Origin of the sequence: Flavobacterium sp. ACAM 123 (genome assembly GCF_000264055.1) — a bacterium.
Taxonomy (GTDB): domain Bacteria; phylum Bacteroidota; class Bacteroidia; order Flavobacteriales; family Flavobacteriaceae; genus Flavobacterium.
Genome location: NZ_AJXL01000080.1, coordinates 1 through 17,971 on the forward strand (window position 1 = coordinate 1; position 17,971 = coordinate 17,971).

A 17,971-nucleotide genomic window follows, 5' to 3' on the forward strand; every position below is an offset into this window, starting at 1 on the left:
GCAAGAAATAAGTTTCTGCTAACGTTTTTTTGTTTTAAATATGTGACTGATCACTATTTTTACTGACCACTAAAAGAACTAATCATTGATTACTATAATTTCTTCACGTATTGTGTAATGATTACGATCGTTTGTCCGTCTACTTTACCTTCTATGAACTCGGCATTGTCGTGATCCAGTCTAATGTTACGCACTGCAGTTCCCTGTTTTGCTACCATACTCGAACCTTTTACTTTCAAATCTTTGATTAAAACCACTGAATCACCCACTGCTAAAATAACCCCGTTGCTGTCTCTGTGAATGACTTTATTCTCCTCTTCTTCGCCTTCACCCGTTGCTTGAGCCCAGGCTAACGTATCTTCGTCTAAATACATTTGATCGATTAATTCTTGAGGCCAACCCGCAGAACGCAAACGGCTCAACATCCTCCAAGACATAACTTGCACTGCAGTATGTTCGCTCCACATACTGTCATTCAGACATCTCCAATGGTTTAGATCTTCATTGCCGGGAGTTTCAATTTGGTCAATACAGGTACTGCAAGCCATGATACTTTCGTCTAAGCCACCGTTTTTGGCAGGTAATACTTCGTAAACTTTTAGGTTTTCGTTTGCTGCACAAAGTTCACATTTCGATCCGCTTCTTTTGCTTAATTCTCTTTCTATACTCATTATTGAAGTTTGTTATGATTTGGCGAAAATACGTTTATTAAGTACTTTTAGCAAGTTTGTGATTTTTATTGGCTTTTTGCGGATAGAAAAAGAGGACTTTTATTTTTTAAAGCACCTAGAATTATAGATTTTACCAGTGTGTTAAAAGGTATTTTTTTTAGAAGCATTGTTTTTGTTTTTTAGTGCAAACTATACACTACTACCCTTACACTACTTAGCTCTTACTGCTTTAGGAACTAGTTTTTGGTACTCACCACCGTTACGAAGTACGTCTCTTACGATACTGGAACTGATGTATGAAGTACGTGCTGCTGTTAGTAAAAACACTGTTTCTATTTTGGACAGATGTCTGTTTGTGTGCGCTATGGCTTTTTCAAACTCAAAATCGGCAGGATTCCGCAAACCACGCAGAATAAAATCAGCTTTGATTCGATGACATAAATCAATCGTCAGTCCTTCATAAGTAATCACCGTGACTTTAGGTTCGTTTTTGAAGGTTTCCTCAATAAAGCGTTTTCTTTCTTCCAGAGGAAACATGTATTTTTTTTCGGCATTGATACCTATTGCAATCACTATTTCGTCAAAAAGGGAAACCCCTCTTTTTATGATGTCTTCATGTCCTAAGGTTATCGGATCAAAGGATCCAGGAAATATGGCTTTTCTCATTTAATATTGATTTTCAAGTTTTAGGTTTCAAGTTATTTAGCAAAATAGCTTCTTGAAATAATTATTTAATTTCTAAACAAGCAATCTCTAAATAGGAATCGCTGCTAATAAACTCTTTAATTAATATTTTTTTTCAATTGATAATATCAGCTAAATAATCGGTTTTAGTATTGCCAAAACAAAACCAAATTATTTTGCTTGGTCTCTTTGCAAATGAAATATATCAAAAAAATCAGCATCAAAACTTACATTCGTAAAATCATTCTCTTGATCGAATTTCCAAATTTCTAAATCGGAGTAATTTCAATTCCGAGTTGGCGAACTTGTTTCGCTTGTGGAAAATTAGTTTTGATTTTAGAGATGAGTCTAAAAGAGATATTTGGGTCAAATAATAAATTCACGATGCAATTTGGATTTTGTATTCTCTATCGGTAGCGTAGGCTAGGCAAGCTTTTATTTGAGTTTCATTTAACTCTGGGAAATCTCCAATAATTTCATTGAAAGAGAGCCCGTTTGCCAACCAATTTAAAATATCAAAAAGCGTGATTCTAGTACCGATTAAGATGGTTTTGTCAAAACGAATCTCAGAATTAATTGTAAAATATTATTTGTAGTCCATCATAATGATATTGTTTTATACAAAGTTAACGAAATTATTAGTTATTTAGCCAAAGCCAATTCGATTGCATTCGTAAACAAATCTTCTAGTGAAATTCCTGCAGCCACCGATTGTTGCGGAAGTAGACTTTCTGAAGTCAAACCCGGGACAGTGTTCATCTCTAACATGAAGGGCTCGTCATCGACAATGATAAACTCCGTTCTCGAGAAGCCTTTCATTCTTAGTAACTCGTAAGCACGTTTCGCTATAGCACCTACTTTCTCTGTCATTTCATCAGAAATTCTAGCCGGTGTAATTTCTTGTGATTTTCCAAGGTATTTAGCTTCATAGTCAAAGAATTCATTCTCAGAAACAATTTCAGTGATGGGCAAAACGGTTGTTATTCCTTTGTAGTTGATAACGCCTACTGAAACTTCAGTACCGTCAAGGAAGCTTTCTATGATGATTTCGTTGTCTTCCATATAGGCTACTTCTATGGCAAGAGGAAGCTCGATTTCTGTTTTTACTTTTGAAATTCCAAAACTAGAACCTGCTTTATTGGGTTTTACAAAGCAGGGCAATCCCACTTTTTTGACGATTTCGTCCGTATAGATTTTATCGCCTTTGTTTAGGTAATAAGAAACAGCACTTTTTATGCCGTATGGTTTTAATACGGAAAGAAAGTCTCTTTTGTTAAACGTAAGCGCTGATTGGTAATAATCACAGGAGGTTTGTGGAATCTCTAATAGTTCCAGATAAGCTTGCATCAGCCCGTCTTCACCTGGAGTTCCATGTATCGCATTGAAAACACAATCAAAATTGATTTTGTTTCCGTTAACGGTTGCTGAAAAGTCATTTTTATCGATTGGATATTCTGTTTCCGCATCGTCTACATAAACCCATTTTTCTTTTAAAATATGAACGCAATATCCGTTGTACTTCGTTTTATCTAGATATTGGTATACAAGGTTTCCGCTCATTAGTGATATCTTATATTCACTGGAATAACCGCCCATGATAATGGCAATGTTTTTCATTCTTTTTTGTTTAAGGTTTTGGGTTTAAATTTTTAGATTTAAATCCAATTTTTTATTTTTTATTTTGAAAACGAAGGGCAGTTAGCCCCGATAAAAGCGACATCCTTTTCTTGTTCTCGTGCTTTTAACGAGAATAGGAAAAGATATAGCGGATAGCGGGAAATAGCTCCTAATAATACGCTTCTTCTATTAAGTTATACTTTTCTTAGAGTTAGTGCCACATTATAAAAATAAAACTACGATAATTTGGTTTTTTTTATTGGTTCGAAAGTAGAAAAGTTTTTTTACTTTTTCTAAAGTCAGACGCTAAATACTATTAAACAAAATTATCATTTTTTTTGGAACGAATAAGGTATATCTTTGCCGTATTATAAAAATAAATTTATGAGTTTACCTAAGTATCTTATCAGCCGTGTGTTTCTTGTTCAAGTATTTCTAGCCATTTTGATTATTGCGGTTTTGGGATTTCTCTTTATGCATTGGTTGACTTTTACCACAGATCACGGAAATGAAATTACAGTCCCTAATTTGAGCAAATTGACAGAAGAGCAGGTCGAGGAGAAACTGGATGAGTTAGATCTTGATTATGTATTGTTAGATAGTGTAAATTATAAGAGTGATTTTCCTAAGTTTTCTGTGGTACAGCAGGATCCTTTACCTGGAGAAAAGGTGAAAGTGGGAAGAAAGGTATATATCAAAATCAACAGTTCTGGATTTTCATCAGTGAAAGTTCCGGATTTAATTGAAAAGACGTATCGTGAAGCAGTTCCTACCTTAAAAGCGTTAGGACTGGAAGAGGGAACGATTACCTATGTGCCGAACCTTGGAAAAGATATGGTTCTGGAAATGCGTTATAAAGGAAGAAACATAAAACCGGGAGATAAAGTCCTGAAATCTTCTAAAATCGATTTGGTTTTAGGGGATGGGAAAATGAGTTATGAAGAAGAGATAGGAACGGATAGTATTGCTAATCCAACAGAAGAAATGCCAAATGAACAATAATGTAGAATCAGTTGACTTAGAAGAAGAATTATACGAACACTTTAAATTTGAAGTACCTAAAGGGCAAGCGCCTTTGCGGATTGACAAATATTTGATGGGGCTGATTCAAAATGCAACTCGTAATAAAATTCAAATTGCTGCTACGGAAGGGAATATTTTTGTGAATAACGCTACAGTTAAGTCGAATTACAAAGTAAAAGCTTTTGATATAGTACGAGTGATGCTTACGCATCCTCCCTTTGAAAATCATATCGTTCCGGAGAATATCCCATTGGACATTGTTTATGAAGATGACACCTTGTTGTTGATTAACAAAAAGCCAGGTATGGTTGTTCATCCCGGACATGGAAACTATACTGGAACTTTAGTTCATGCTCTGGCATATCATTTTGATAATTTGCCAATGAACAGCAGCGAAAGACCGGGACTGGTGCACCGTATCGACAAAGACACTTCAGGATTATTAGTGATTGCCAAAACGGAAGCTGCGATGTCCCATCTCGCGAAACAATTTGAAGCTAAGACATCCGAAAGGGAGTATGTGGCGCTTGTTTGGGGTAATGTAGTCGCCGAGTCAGGAACAATTGAAGGTAATGTAGCTCGTCATGTAAAAGACCGCATGCAAATGGCTGTTTTTGCTGATCCTGAAATAGGAAAGCCAGCAGTAACTCATTACAAGGTGTTGGAACGTTTTGGTTATGTGACGTTAATTTCGTGCCAATTGGAAACAGGAAGAACACATCAAATTCGGGTACATTTAAAGCATATTGGTCATACTTTATTTAATGATGAGCGTTATGGCGGTAATTTGATTTTGAAAGGAACGACGTTTACTAAATACAAACAGTTTATAGACAATTGTTTTAAAATATTGCCAAGACAGGCCTTGCATGCCAAAACGCTTGGCTTTGTTCATCCCATGACGGGTGAGATGATGCGTTTTGATACAGAGTTGCCTCAAGATTTTCAGGATTGTATTGAGAAATGGCGAGGATACTCTAAAACTAATTTAACGGAAGAAGGCGAGAGATAGTCTCATTGCAATACCGTACTGTTTAAGATACCTATATAAAAGAAAATCCCTCTTGATAATGATCGAGAGGGATTTTTTATGTCTTGATATATCATTGGTAAGCTTTCTTTTATTTTGGTATTGTAATACTTACGTTATTTGATTTGATATTTTTCTTTTTGTAATATTCAAAAATCAGGCAGATAGCTATTATTTGAAACAGCAGGGAGAGAAGAGAACCTTCAAAACCAAAACCTCCTCCATTCCAAAGGTTAGGACTTGGATAGCTGATATGTATTAAGGAGTAATGGTCATTACCACTTACGTTAAAGCCAAAAATAGTTCCTTGAAAAAAATTCCAGCTAAAATGTAAGGCAATAGGAAACCATAATCTCTTTGTGTATATGTAGGTAATCCCCAAAAGAATTCCTGCAATAAAAAGATCAAATAGATTTAGTATCGATATAAAATGATTACCAATATGTAACAAACTAAAAAATAGCGAGGAAACAAGTAAGGCGACATATTTATTATAGGATTGCATGAGGTTGTTTAAAATGTATCCTCGGCACAGTACTTCTTCACCAATGGCAACGAAAATAAATATACCCATATTTAGTAAAAGTTCTGTGAGGTCAAAATTAATGGATTGAATACTTATTTCATTTGTAAGAAGTAACGCTAAAAACCCTGTTAACATAATGATAAACCCTAATACTATTCCTAGGAGCAGGTTTTTCTTTACGGCTATATTTTGAAAACCGATGTTGATAAAAAAATTTCGGCCTAATTTTTTCTTAAAAAGCAATACTGTTACAAAAGTTGCCAGTAAGGTGGCTAGGGTTGTAATGAATGTTTGAAGTGAGGTTTTTGGAGTTTTAGCAGAGTTTAAATAGTCATAACCGGAAAGATAGTAAGACACTAGCTGAAACAACCCTACAATAATAAGGTAAGGCAAAACGATCTTTAATGAATTGTATAAACCGCGGTGATTGTCAAAAGAAGGGATCTTCATTTTTTATATTTTGATTTGAAAAAGACTAAGATTGTAAATCTAAAACAGAAATTAAATCATTCCAAATAAGTTGTTTATAAAGGGATTTTTTTTATTCTCTAAATGATAGAAAAGCATTAGGTGCTGACGTAACTCAAAAATAGTTCCCGCTATTATTAGATGTGGTTTTACCGTAAACATTTCGTTTTTATGTTGTTTTGTTTACGGGTGAAGAATATATTTTTGCGCAAGTGTAGTCCTAAATTAATAAAGAAATTAAGGTTTATTTACTCAATGCTTTCAAAATACGTTCTTCATTTATAATTATATCTCTAAATAATACATACGGAAACACCGGATATTTTGATGTTTTAAACACTTCAGCAATTTTTAATAATGTTGATGCAGTAATAAGGGACAAGTTCATTTCAGTATCCATTTCGCAATCAGTTACAAAATCATCACTAAATTCGGGGGCTATTAATAATATTTTCACAATCCTTAAATCATTGTGTAACGCTAATTTTTGATATGATTTTAATTGTCTCGATACTGTACTGAATTTATTATAGCCTTGTTCTTTACTTGTTTTACACTCTACAATGATGACTTCATTATTTCCAAGATTTAAAAGGATGTCTATCATGTCTTTACTAGTATTCAATTTTTGCTTCGATTTATCATCAACATTGAAACCTAAATTTGAAAAGATAACTTTAGTAAGCTCTTCAAATTTTAAACCCAGCTCACTTTCTTTTATAGCAATACCATTCTCTTTCAATAGATTGAAGTCGCGGTAGGCTACATTTGAATAGTTTTCTAAATATAAATTATCAGCATCTTTGTAATGCTCCATAATATTTGTAATATCATCCCCTCTTTGTTTTATTCCATTATCTTTTATAAAGTTAGATAAGTCACTTTTTACAATCAAATCTAGAATATCTCTGGGTTTGATATTATAATCAAGTAGGAAATCTGCTTTCATTACAAATTCATCTTGAAGCTCAAATTGATTTTTTAATAATTTATTAAATGTTGGTAAAGAATTATTAAGTTCAGCTAGCATTTTATCAAAACCATCGATTGAAATCCCAACTTTTTCATCTTTTTCTACATTTTCAAAGTATTCAACTAAACTATTTATTTTTTCTTCTAAAGTGCTTCCTTTTAAATTGGTAATATTCAAGCTGCTTTCGCAAAGGTCATTAAGGTATTTTTTCTTGTCAGTCAAAGTACTACCTTCTTTATAGATGTCTGTGGTAAGTAAACTTTTGAATGAAATACCACTATTTATGATTTCTTCAATTTTTATTGAATAGTCTAGCTTTCTATCAATATTATGTTTTTTTGCTATTTGATTTAAAATAGGCTCTTTTAATGATTTTAAGGTTCTTCTATAAAACTTATCTGCAACATCTTTTTGGCGTAGTTTTCTCAAAATCCTTACCATTTCATCAGCAACATAAATGGTGTTATCTTTTTTTGAATAAAAAATGACACCAATGTTTTTAAGACTATTGATTACATCATGAATGTCAACTTTTTTAATAGGCAAAATGGAATAGTTGATGAGTTTAACTTCTTCTTGAGAAAGCTGAAGCACATCTGCAAGTGTGAGTATTATGGATAATTCATCTGAAGTGATTCTTGCTTCACGATTATTTGCAGTATCATTGTTATAAGCGGTTGATAGACAAGATTTATAGATCCTATAATCTCTTTTTCTTTCCTCACCTAATTCAGATTTTTCATTTTCTAATTCAGTATTTAATTCTTTAATACGAATTTTTAGATCTTTTAGTTCAGTTTCGTAAAGTCTTGAAAACCAATCTTGCTTCATAATGCAGTTCCCGTCACGAATTATAATATCAATTAATATATCTAATTGGGAAGTGACCTCTTGAAATTCGCATCTTATTTGATTTAAAAATTCGTCTGAAGTAAGTGCAAAAATATTTGATACATTTTGGTTATCTACAGATTTCAAACCTTTATCAGTTGAGGTTAAAATTTTTTCAATTTCTTTAATAGTACTCGGTTTTTTGGAAATAATATTATCGATAATCTTGATAAAAGAATTTTTTTCTAAAGAACCAAGTTTGTCTAAAATCTTTTCTAATTTCATTTTTTACTTTTTAAATTGGACTTTTTACCACGATGTCAAATGCGGCACTAATTTTTTCAACTCATCTGTAAAGTAAAGGATTGTGAAATAAGCATACAATACCCACATTTAGTGATATTGTATGTTTATTCTTAAAATAAAAAGGAAGTCTACAGTATTTCAATTGTTCGAAAAGTAAGATTCACTCTAGGCGTAGTAACGCGTGTAGTGGGAGGGAGACGGTGCAGCCAGTGGGTCTGGGTTTCCTCTTTCATCACTAACAAGCTGCCGTGGGATAAGTTCTGTGATACCGTTTCCTTGCTGTCTTTGTGTTTGAAGGTAAATTTACGTTCGGCCCCAAAGCTTACAGAAGCGATTGCCCCATTTTTTTTCAATTCTTTTTCGGCATCACTGTGCCAGCCCATACCTTCGCTGCCATTATGGTACAAATTAAGAAGGCAGGAATTATAGGTCTCGCCTGACTTTTCTTCGATTAGTACTTTTAGCGCTAGTAGCTCCGGAGTCCATATCAAGGCTTCTTTACTTACTTTTGAGTAAGTATAGTTAAAATTGGTATCGCCATACCAGGCTACTTTTCTTTTGGTGATAATGGTTTTGCCGAACATGAATAGTTCATCATTTTTCCAGATGATATTTTCAATTAAATTCTTTAGGTAAAAGTCGGCTTTTTCCTGAGTCATCAGCTGTCCGTAGTAATTGACAATTCCATTTTTTGGTAGTAAGTTGTGATCTTCGTCTACTACGGTACTAAATAAATTCATTGGTTCATGCTGTTTATATGTAACAATAGCAAGGTCGGAAATTATTTCGAATTGTTTCTGTACCGCAGTCGAAAAAAATTCGTTTTTATTTTAGTATTTGTTTGTCGAATTTGAATTGCAGGGTGGAGCAAATCATTCTTTTTGTGTTGCTTTTCACGAGTATTTGCTATCGTTTTATTTTGTTTTTCAATGCATTTCCTTTTTTTATGAGTTATTGCTGAGTTTGTTTTGCGTGAGGGAGTGAAGTGGAAATCCTCCCGATTTTTTTCGGGAGATTGCAACGGAAAGCCCGACCCGTAGGGGGCACGCCCAAAATATACTTACAATTTGATTTCAAATAAGCAACAACCTTTAGTTGTTTGATAGTGTTGTGGCAAGCCTGCGGTGGAATTTAATTCGAATATTCCCAGGAAGTCAAAGCCGGCGCTCGTGTAATGGTCAATAAGTCTCACATTATTGCCTAGGGTGTCTAAGCGTATATAATATTTATCAATATTTTGTGCATATTCTTTTGCCCAGTCCACTATAGTTGCAACAAAGTTATGACCTCTAAATTTAGGATTTGTAGCAATGCGATGAATGTAAATCGCGGCGTCTTTATCTCGCTCTTCCCAGATTTCGGGATCGTTAAAAGTGATTGCCCATACGCAGGCAATTTGGTCGTCAATAAGAAGTTTCCACTGTCGGTTTTGGTTTAGTTCCTTTTCGACAAGTTGACGCTCAAAATCAGGCCAAACCACTACGTTTTTTGTTTTTTGGTATGCTGAAGCGTTTGCGTACAATCTAAATATTTCATCGACGTCCGTAACAGCTGAGTTTTCTATTTTCATAGTTAAAATTGTAGTTTTTCGTGATGTAGGCTAACTAATGATATCCTCAGCTGCTACAATGCGAATGTAATGAATAGCTTCTTGCAATCCATTATATTTTATGTCGCAACTATCGGAAGTGATTTGTCATTATAAAATCTAAAACTAGTGCTACTACTTTTTTGAAGCAAACGGGAATCTATAAAAATAGCGGCTATTCGTTTACCGTTCTAGTTCTCGATTGTGAAAGTTTTGCTACTATACAATCGTTAATTATAAGTTAAAAGAGATTTTGAAAAGGATTATATATGGGTGTAAACTTATTTTTGAGCTTACTTAATCATTAAAAACCAATAAATGAAGAAATTATTCATTTTAAGCACGCTGGCAGCTTTTGTATTTGTGCCAAGCTCAGCATTAGCACAAAAGCAGTGGCATCTAGATAAGAAAAAGAATAAAAAAACAGAAGCAGTTGCAGCTCCAGAAAAAAAATCTGAAGTTACCATTAAACCTTATGATAAGGTCATCACAAAAGACGCCATCTCTGATGATGGTTTATTCATGGTGCATAAAGTAGATAAAAAATATTATTTTGAAATCCCTAATAAGTTATTAGACAAGGACATGCTTTTAGTCAGCAGGCTGTCTAAACTGCCTTCTAATTTGGGTGGCGGTTACGTCAATGCGGGTTCTGAAACTAATGAGCAATTAGTTGTTTGGCAGCGTTTTCAGGATAAAATTTTAATCAAATTAAAATCCTATGCCGCCGTTGCAAATGACAGCTTGCCTATCAGTATTTCTGTGAGAAACAATAACTATGAGCCTACTTTGTTTGCCTTCGATATTGTGGCTTTCAGTAAAGATTCGGCCAATACGGTTATTGATGTATCCAAGTTTTACGGAAGTGATGTGAAGGCTATTAGCGGATTATCAGCCAGTATGAGAGAAACTTATAAAGTGAAAGGTATGGACGATTCTCGTAGTTTTATCACTGCTATGAAAAGTTTTCCGATGAATATCGAGGTGGTTCAGGACTTCACTTATAATGCGACTAAACCTCCAGTGCTTGAAGATACGGAAACGATTAGTATCCAAATGAACCAATCGATGATTTTATTACCTGAAAAAATGATGGAGCCGCGTCTAGCTGATCCAAGGGTGGGCTGGTTTACTGTGAGTCAGTATGATTATGGTAGCAATGAATTAAAATCAGATAAGAAAACCTATATCCGAAGATGGCGTTTAGAGCCAAAAGATGCTGTGGCTTACGCCAAAGGGGAACTGGTTGAACCAATAAAGCCGATCGTGTATTATATTGACCCTGCTACACCACAGAAACTTCGTAAGTACATCAAGCAAGGTATAGAAGAATGGCAAAAACCATTTGAAACAGCGGGTTTTAAAAACGCTATTATTGCGAAAGATCCACCAACGAAAGAAGAAGATCCCGATTTTAGTGCAGAGGACATACGGTATTCGGTAATACGCTACGTAGCCAGTACGACACGTAATGCGGTTGGTCCGAGTGTTTCTGACCCTCGAACGGGAGAGATTATAGAGAGTGATATCATTTGGTACCACAATCATTTGCGTTCTTATAGAAATCGTTATTTATTAGAAACAGGTGCGGCTAATCCTTCTGCACGTACATTAAATACAAGTGATGAAGAAATGGGGGAGATGATGCGTTTTGTTATAGCCCATGAGGTAGGACATGCGCTTGGTTTTCCACATAATATGGGAGCGAGTTGTGCCTATGATACGGAGAGTTATAGAAACGCCGCTTTCAACCCAAAAAAATGGAATAGCGGCGAGTTTGATGGATTATGCTCGTTTTAATTATATAGCACAGCCGGGAGACAAAGGAGTCCGCTTTATTCGCCAGATGGGGCCTTATGATCATTATGCGGTTAATTGGGGGTATCGGATAATTCCAAACTTGGTTACTCCGGAAGCAGAAGTTCCTACCTTGGACAAGTGGATTCTAGAAAAAGCGGGAGATCCCATGTATAAGTTCGGAAAGCAAAGCAGCAGTTTTGATCCAACTTCACAAACGGAAGACATAGGGAACAGTTCTATGAAAGCCAGTAGCTACGGACTTAAAAACTTAGAATATGTGGCAACGCATTTGTCGGAATGGACGAGTGATGTGACTAATAATTATGATGATTTAAGTGAATTGTATGATGAGCTTTTGAGTGTATGGAGCCGCTATATAGGACATGTTGTGACGAATGTAGGCGGTGTGTATGAGGATATTAAAAAGCCAAATCAAAAAGGATTAGTTTATACGGTTGTGCCCAAAGTGCAGCAGCAAGAAGCGATGCAATGGTTACAAACTAACGCATTTGCTTCACCTACTTGGCTGGTTAATTTAAAGACTTTAAAAAATACAGATTACGCCGGTTATACAGAACGTTTTAGAAAGTTACAGGCCAGACATTTAGATGATGTTTTGAGTTTTGATCGTATGGGTCGCTTAATGGATGCCGAAATTTTAGGAACCAGTAATTATACCGCCTTGGACTTACTGCGTGACATGCGAAAAGGGATTTGGACAGAAGCTAATACTGCAACTCCAGTATCTATTTATCGCAGAAACTTACAGCGCGCTTATATTGTAAGAATGGAGTACCTTATGAAAGAGGAAATCAAGTCAAATCGGTCAGGTGATTACTACAATGTCGCACAATCTGATGTTCGAGCTTTGGTAAGAGGAGAATTAAAAACCTTAAAAACGGCGTTGGTTATAACGAAAAGTAGAGCCGTAAACATAGAGACTAAGTACCATTATTCGGACTCCATTGAGCGAATCGCTTTGATTTTGGATCCTAAATAAAGAAAAATAATGTTCATAAAAAAGTCCGCTCTCGAGCGGGCTTTTTTTAAATGGAATTAACTGCATGCCGTTCATATGTCTTTGTAAGTAGAGATTTGGCATGTGGATATGAAATTTTATAGTCCTTAGTTGGAAATTCAAAAACATAACTTTTACCTGATAAAAATATCAGACCATGTATTATTGATTCTGGGAAAAAACTAAATTTATCCAAGAAGTAATCATAGGTTTTATTAGAATAATTAGTTACTAAAAAAGGGAATGAGTTAGGCATAAGGTAGAGGTCTTCTATATATTGTTTGTCAACAATAATTTTTTTGTTGAATTCAAAGTAATGAAGTTCTTTATTTTCTTTTTTTAATTGGATTAGTTCCACAACAGATAAGGGTATCTTGGAGTTGGTATGATAGAATAATATTGATTTGGATACGTCGATAAGGACCCACTTTTGAAACTCTCTTGAGTATATCTCATTGAACGAGTGTCCCCCTCGTATCGTTTGGTCTTTTGTGATGATTTTTAGTCCCCACTCTTTTACTTTTAAATCGTTGATTACACAAAAATTATTATAAGCCTGCGATAAGTCACTGCAAACACCTCCTTCGCCTCTTATCATTTTCCGTAATGCTATGTTGGAGGATTTTCCAAGTCCTGGACCTCCTTTGATATGGTTTCTGAGCCATTTTGCTATTTTTTTTGCTTTTTCAAGATCACTTAATTCTACTTTCGGTTGAGTCAAAATCATGCGATTCAACTGAAAATAAATAGGAGGAATATCATATTTAGGGTTGATGGTATTGTAGCAAAAGTTCTCAATACGATCAACCGATGATCTTTTGGAAACCATTCTGAATCTTATTTTGAACAACAGAGAATGTCTCCTAAAATACCAAAGTAAAGGTTTACTCATAATTCAGTTTATTATAGGTTTGCACTACCTAAATATAAAGAATTAAAGGGTTAAATAATTTACTAATCGTTTAAAATCAGATATATACGATGAATGGAAGCGCCGTAGCGTATTGGTAAATGTAGAGGATTGTTGAAAGTATATAAATCAAGTAGAAAAAATCTTAATTTTAAAATACACTACTGGGATTTTTCAATTAATTGAAGTATCGTAAATAGTACTTGAATAGGTTTAGTGAATAATCGAGGTTATTAAGAAGGTTCTATTTCTGGCTATACATTTCGATTTGTTTTTTCAACAAGCGTTGCTGCAGCCAGCTGGATAATTTTTTTTCGGAGCTCGCAGTAAGCCCTTCTTTACTTTTATAAATCAATACGGGTACTGTTTTGATACTATCCGTATTTTCATTAAAAGTATGATTGCCTAGTGAAATATTATCTACTTCTGGGAACAAAATTTTTATTTCAGCCAATAAGCTTTTATTGTCATAAGTGTTTAATGCAAGTTCTTTCTTTAGCTTTAAAATTGAAACATCTTTTTGACTTAGTTCAGATTTGTTAAAATTAATTTCGCTAAGAATATCGCTTTTAAGATCTGTTGTGTCCTGCATTACAGTGAGCTTAGTGTCGTTTATATCGTACTCTTTAAGTCTTTTATTTAGTTCCTTAATTTCATTTGCGCTATATCTTTTTGAAAGAAATCCGAGTTCGAGTTTTTTTGGCTTTTGATTGAATTTTGTCTTCTTATATAATATGACAATTCCTTTATTTGAAAATTCCATTTCTGTAAAGAGATCAACCTGGTGTTGGAACTTTTTCTCTTCGATTAAGAGGTATGCAAAATAGATGCTAGGCAGTATTAAAACTGTAATCAAGATTGAAATGATATATTTTACCTGTTTTTGTGATCTATCATCCAGTTGCTTTTTGGTAGGGTACTTTAAGAATTTTACTATCAAAAAGGTGGAGATACAAATAAATACGCAGTTTATAGAATACAAATACATTGCGCCGAAAAAGAATCTATAACTCCCTAATGCTAAACCATATCCTGCAGTACAAAGCGGAGGCATAAGCGCTGTTGCAATAGCAACACCAGGTATAGGATTGCCTTTCTCTACTCTTGTTATGGCAATCGCACCAACCAAACCGCCAAAAAAAGCGATAAGGATATCGTAAATATTAGGCGAAGTTCTAGATAATAGTTCGGGCTGCGTTTCTTTGAATGGACTCACATAAAAATAGATGGTAGAAACTAATAAGCCCACTAGGGTTGCTATAATCAGATTTTTTAAAGACCTTTTTAGTAAATCGAAATCATAAACACCTAGCCCAAAGCCGGCTCCTATGATAGGGCCCATTAAAGGCGATATCAGCATCGCACCTATAATTACTGCAGTAGAATTCACATTCAGTCCAATGGACGCTACGACAATAGCGCACGCTAAAATCCATAAATTAGAACCTCGAAAGGAAATATTGGATTTTACAAAATCTAATACTTTTTTCTTTTCTTCTTCTCCTTTACTAAGGTTGATATAGCCAAAAAAACTACTGAATATTGTTTTCACTCACACTTTCTTTTAAAGTATTTTTTAAATAGACAAAGCCTATTACGCCCGCGATTAAAGAAGAAAGTAGAATAATAAATTTTGCATTACTAATTATTGTTTTGTCATCAAAAGCAAGTAAAGTTATGAAAATGGACATTGTAAACCCGATACCTCCCAAAAATCCTACGCCAATAATCGTTTTCCAATTCATATCAGAAGGGAGTTTACAAATTCCTACAGAGACAGCCAAAAGACTAAACAGATAGATGCCCAGAGGTTTCCCTACGATTAATCCTAAAGCAATTCCAATACTGTAATGTTGGGCAATAGTTTCTCCTATGTTTGAACTGATCACAATCGCTGTATTTGCTAATGCAAAAAGTGGAAGTATCAAAAAACCAACCGGTTTATGTAGAAAATGTTGCAAAATGGATGAGGTAGAGTTTTTATCTCCATTTCCAAACGGGATAACAAAAGCTAATAAAACTCCAGTAACAGTGGCATGGATTCCTGAATGTAGCATAAACCACCACATAATAACCCCACCAATAATATAAGGGATTAAGCTTTTAATTTTCATGCGATTAAGTACAAACAATACTAGCATTGTACCTAAAGCGTAAAAAAGATTAGACCATAGAATGGTTTTTGTATAAAATATGGCAATAACCATGATCGCTCCTAAATCGTCTATTACAGCTAATGCCGTTAGAAATACTTTCAAAGACAGTGGCACTCGATTCCCTAATAAAGATAGGATTCCCAATGCAAAAGCAATATCAGTCGCCATAGGGATACCCGCTCCAGCTTGTGCGATTCCTCCATAGTTTAAAAACAAGTACAGTCCAGCAGGAACAAGCATTCCTCCCAAGGCTGCAAATATGGGCAGTAAAGCGTCTTTTATATTTGATAGTTCCCCTTCATAGATTTCTCTTTCTAATTCCAAACCAATTAATAAAAAGAAGATGGTCATTAAACCATCATTAATCCAGTATTCTAGACTTTCTCCTCCCAGTTTCATGTGCCAGGTCTGAAGGTATTGTGACCCAAAGATTGAATTTGCCATAAACAAAGAGAATATGGTGCACGCTATAAGTATAAGTCCGGTTGATTTTTCGCTTTCAAAAAACTCATTAAATAAATTTGAATTATAAATGCGTTTTATTGTTTTTTTCATTTTTGCTTTCATGGATTCTTTTTACCCTAAAACTGGAAGAGTTTCCGTTTTGGTTACTAATGTAAAGGACTAATCATTAGAAATACAAAAATAGCTAAATAGTTACCAATCTCCTCGTAGAAATTGATAATATTATCAGAAGTTGCAGTATTGGAGTTTTTAAAACAGGAATTTAAATTCTATTTTTTTAATAATTAGAGGCTAACAAAAGGAGAGCGCGATATAATTTAAGCAACTTTTTTTCAAATTGACAATACTAGGGCGACTGTTTTTTGAATTATTTAATAGGGAAAGTTAATTTTCGTTTAATGTCAGGACTAGTGCTATTTAAAATTATTTTTCATTTCGAGTTTCAATAGTAAATCGTTTTGTTTGTCATCTTGTAGTGTGAAAACAGGTTTGTCAAATGCGACAAATCTATTTTTCGCATAAAATCCTAGCACTCTGTAATTTTCTTCCCATACTCCTAACCAAGATATATGTAATTTGTCTTTGATGTGCTATTTCTAAAGCGTAATCAATTAGAAGCTGGCCTACTTTGTTACCTTGGTATTCCTGTAAAACATGAATACGATTGTTTTCCATTGCGTTCTCATCCAGTAATTCAGTTTGCGCTCCGCCAAGATTTATTTTTAAATAACCAATGGTTTTGATGTCTAAAATGGCAAAGTAAAAGGAAGATTATGGAGTAGTAATCTCCTTTGTTAGTTTTTGTACATTAAAACTTTGGGAGATATAATTCTAAAGGGTCAGCGGAGTATTTACCGCGGCAAAAGTTTTTGTGAAGGTTTTGCCGCCGATAATTTGAAGCGATTATAAATCTGATAGGACTACTTTTCTAATTTTAATTTTGCTCGTGGTAAAAAAGTTGAACTATGGTTGTACTATTCAGAATCAAAAATAGCATATTTAGAAGGCGGTACAATTTTTATTTCCTATTTCAGCATTAAACAAATCAATTTATAAAAGTCTATTTTTTGTTTTTCAATTAGTACTTTTGATTCTGGCTTAAAAAAGAACTTTAAATAGGATTAATTATGAAAATTGTAATATCACCAGCTAAGTCTTTAAATTTTGAAACGGAATTACCTACTTCTAAATATACTGAGCCTGCTTTTCTAAAGGAATCAAGACAGATTCAAAAAGTATTAAAGCAACAGTCTCCAAAAGACCTATCTGAATTAATGGATATTTCAGCAAAATTAGCCGACTTGAATTGGCAACGCAATACAGATTGGAAAACGCCTTTCACTCCTGAAAATGCGCGTCCTGCTATTTACGCCTTTGATGGAGATGTTTATACTGGCTTAGATGCGTATTCGATTCCGACAGAAAAATTAGAAATGTTACAAGATAGTTTGAGAATACTTTCGGGTTTATATGGCATGCTAAAACCTTTGGATTTAATGCAGGCCTATCGATTAGAGATGGGTACAAAATTACCTGTTGGAGATCATAAAAACTTATATGAATTTTGGAAAACTAAAGTAACAGATGCTTTAAATAAAGAATTAGAAAAAGAGGAGTTGTTCGTCAATTTAGCAAGTAATGAATATTTTTCGGCGGTAGATGTTAAAGCATTAAAAGTTGCGGTAATCACTCCCGATTTTAAGGATTATAAAGATGGAAAATTGAAGATAATCAGTTTTTATGCCAAGAAAGCTAGGGGTATGATGGTGCGATATATTATAGATACAGAAGCAAAAACGATAGAAGACTTAAAGGGCTTCAATTATGGAGGTTATCAATTTGATGCTACTCTTTCAAAAGCGGAACATTTGGTATTTACTCGATAATCATTTTGTATAATATGCC

At 34.3% G+C, this 17,971-nt stretch carries 14 protein-coding genes and 2 pseudogenes; 4 read left to right on the plus strand and 12 right to left on the minus strand.

Annotation, left to right across the window (positions count from 1 at the left end):
- Positions 1 to 92 precede the first annotated feature (92 nt).
- The 4 genes from A3SG_RS0113455 to A3SG_RS0113475 form a co-directional block, all read right to left on the minus strand.
- The gene (locus A3SG_RS0113455; RefSeq protein ID WP_016990539.1) at positions 93 to 671 is read right to left on the minus strand and encodes a PhnA domain-containing protein; all 579 of its coding nucleotides are present in this window, start codon (positions 669 to 671) and stop codon (positions 93 to 95) included.
- Between the two features lie 210 nt (positions 672 to 881).
- Positions 882 to 1,337 carry a pantetheine-phosphate adenylyltransferase gene (gene coaD, locus A3SG_RS0113465; protein ID WP_016990541.1) on the minus strand — a complete coding sequence of 152 codons (456 nt, stop codon included), beginning with the start codon at positions 1,335 to 1,337 and terminating at the stop codon, positions 882 to 884.
- Positions 1,338 to 1,734: 397 nt separating this feature from the next.
- A complete protein-coding gene (locus tag A3SG_RS19935; protein ID WP_157485477.1) occupies positions 1,735 to 1,932 on the minus strand; it encodes a DUF433 domain-containing protein in 198 nt (65 codons plus the stop codon).
- 65 nt (positions 1,933 to 1,997) lie between these two features.
- A complete protein-coding gene (locus A3SG_RS0113475; RefSeq protein ID WP_016990543.1) occupies positions 1,998 to 2,972 on the minus strand; it encodes a D-alanine--D-alanine ligase in 975 nt (324 codons plus the stop codon).
- A gap of 384 nt (positions 2,973 to 3,356) precedes the next feature.
- Here A3SG_RS0113475 and A3SG_RS0113480 point away from each other — a divergent pair, with 384 nt between their 5' ends.
- Both A3SG_RS0113480 and A3SG_RS0113485 read left to right on the plus strand, forming a co-directional pair.
- A complete protein-coding gene (locus A3SG_RS0113480) occupies positions 3,357 to 3,974 on the plus strand; it encodes a PASTA domain-containing protein (protein WP_016990544.1) in 618 nt (205 codons plus the stop codon).
- Entirely contained in the window at positions 3,964 to 5,007 is a 1,044-nt protein-coding gene (locus A3SG_RS0113485; RefSeq protein ID WP_016990545.1) for an RluA family pseudouridine synthase, read from the plus strand. Before A3SG_RS0113480 ends, A3SG_RS0113485 begins: the two co-directional genes overlap by 11 nt.
- A gap of 109 nt (positions 5,008 to 5,116) precedes the next feature.
- Here A3SG_RS0113485 and A3SG_RS19940 read toward each other — a convergent pair whose 3' ends face one another.
- The 4 genes from A3SG_RS19940 to A3SG_RS0113505 form a co-directional block, all read right to left on the minus strand.
- Positions 5,117 to 6,001 (minus strand): CPBP family intramembrane glutamic endopeptidase, encoded by an 885-nt coding sequence (locus A3SG_RS19940; RefSeq protein WP_016990546.1) that lies wholly within the window; start codon positions 5,999 to 6,001, stop codon positions 5,117 to 5,119.
- A gap of 262 nt (positions 6,002 to 6,263) precedes the next feature.
- A complete protein-coding gene (locus A3SG_RS0113495; RefSeq protein ID WP_016990547.1) occupies positions 6,264 to 8,108 on the minus strand; it encodes a hypothetical protein in 1,845 nt (614 codons plus the stop codon).
- A 149-nt stretch (positions 8,109 to 8,257) separates the two neighbouring features.
- Positions 8,258 to 8,869 carry an alpha-ketoglutarate-dependent dioxygenase AlkB family protein gene (locus A3SG_RS0113500; protein ID WP_016990548.1) on the minus strand — a complete coding sequence of 204 codons (612 nt, stop codon included), beginning with the start codon at positions 8,867 to 8,869 and terminating at the stop codon, positions 8,258 to 8,260.
- A gap of 320 nt (positions 8,870 to 9,189) precedes the next feature.
- Positions 9,190 to 9,699: a GNAT family N-acetyltransferase gene (locus A3SG_RS0113505; RefSeq protein WP_016990549.1), complete on the minus strand. Its 510-nt coding sequence runs from the start codon at positions 9,697 to 9,699 to the stop codon at positions 9,190 to 9,192.
- 336 nt (positions 9,700 to 10,035) lie between these two features.
- Between A3SG_RS0113505 and A3SG_RS19945 the strand changes: the two are divergent.
- A pseudogene (locus tag A3SG_RS19945) lies at positions 10,036 to 12,517 on the plus strand (zinc-dependent metalloprotease).
- A gap of 46 nt (positions 12,518 to 12,563) precedes the next feature.
- Here the strand turns inward: A3SG_RS19945 and A3SG_RS0113515 are convergent.
- The 4 genes and pseudogenes from A3SG_RS0113515 to A3SG_RS23145 form a co-directional block, all read right to left on the minus strand.
- Positions 12,564 to 13,427 (minus strand): hypothetical protein, encoded by an 864-nt coding sequence (locus A3SG_RS0113515; protein ID WP_157485476.1) that lies wholly within the window; start codon positions 13,425 to 13,427, stop codon positions 12,564 to 12,566.
- A 262-nt stretch (positions 13,428 to 13,689) separates the two neighbouring features.
- Entirely contained in the window at positions 13,690 to 14,997 is a 1,308-nt protein-coding gene (locus A3SG_RS0113520) for a TIGR00341 family protein (protein ID WP_016990551.1), read from the minus strand.
- A complete protein-coding gene (nhaA, locus tag A3SG_RS0113525) occupies positions 14,978 to 16,168 on the minus strand; it encodes a Na+/H+ antiporter NhaA (protein ID WP_016990552.1) in 1,191 nt (396 codons plus the stop codon). The genes A3SG_RS0113520 and nhaA overlap by 20 nt, the downstream gene beginning before the upstream one ends.
- A 405-nt stretch (positions 16,169 to 16,573) precedes the next feature.
- A pseudogene (locus A3SG_RS23145) lies at positions 16,574 to 16,822 on the minus strand (GNAT family N-acetyltransferase); the annotation flags it as partial.
- A 371-nt stretch (positions 16,823 to 17,193) separates the two neighbouring features.
- Between A3SG_RS23145 and yaaA the strand changes: the two are divergent.
- Positions 17,194 to 17,952, plus strand: a complete 759-nt coding sequence (yaaA, locus tag A3SG_RS0113535) for a peroxide stress protein YaaA (RefSeq protein ID WP_016990553.1) — start codon at positions 17,194 to 17,196, stop codon at positions 17,950 to 17,952.
- Positions 17,953 to 17,971: the final 19 nt, after the last annotated feature.

What these genes read in the sequence shown, in the direction of transcription:
- A3SG_RS0113455 (WP_016990539.1), bottom strand. Translation starts at nt 671, where the DNA reads ATGAGTATAGAAAGAGAATTAAGCAAAAGAAGCGGATCGAAATGTGAA.
- A3SG_RS19940 (WP_016990546.1), bottom strand. Translation starts at nt 6,001, where the DNA reads ATGAAGATCCCTTCTTTTGACAATCACCGCGGTTTATACAATTCATTA.
- yaaA (WP_016990553.1), top strand. Translation starts at nt 17,194, where the DNA reads ATGAAAATTGTAATATCACCAGCTAAGTCTTTAAATTTTGAAACGGAA.
- A3SG_RS0113495 (WP_016990547.1), bottom strand. Translation starts at nt 8,108, where the DNA reads ATGAAATTAGAAAAGATTTTAGACAAACTTGGTTCTTTAGAAAAAAAT.
- A3SG_RS0113500 (WP_016990548.1), bottom strand. Translation starts at nt 8,869, where the DNA reads ATGAATTTATTTAGTACCGTAGTAGACGAAGATCACAACTTACTACCA.
- A3SG_RS0113505 (WP_016990549.1), bottom strand. Translation starts at nt 9,699, where the DNA reads ATGAAAATAGAAAACTCAGCTGTTACGGACGTCGATGAAATATTTAGA.
- A3SG_RS0113485 (WP_016990545.1), top strand. Translation starts at nt 3,964, where the DNA reads ATGAACAATAATGTAGAATCAGTTGACTTAGAAGAAGAATTATACGAA.
- A3SG_RS0113480 (WP_016990544.1), top strand. Translation starts at nt 3,357, where the DNA reads ATGAGTTTACCTAAGTATCTTATCAGCCGTGTGTTTCTTGTTCAAGTA.
- coaD (WP_016990541.1), bottom strand. Translation starts at nt 1,337, where the DNA reads ATGAGAAAAGCCATATTTCCTGGATCCTTTGATCCGATAACCTTAGGA.
- A3SG_RS0113475 (WP_016990543.1), bottom strand. Translation starts at nt 2,972, where the DNA reads ATGAAAAACATTGCCATTATCATGGGCGGTTATTCCAGTGAATATAAG.
- nhaA (WP_016990552.1), bottom strand. Translation starts at nt 16,168, where the DNA reads ATGAAAGCAAAAATGAAAAAAACAATAAAACGCATTTATAATTCAAAT.
- A3SG_RS0113515 (WP_157485476.1), bottom strand. Translation starts at nt 13,427, where the DNA reads ATGAGTAAACCTTTACTTTGGTATTTTAGGAGACATTCTCTGTTGTTC.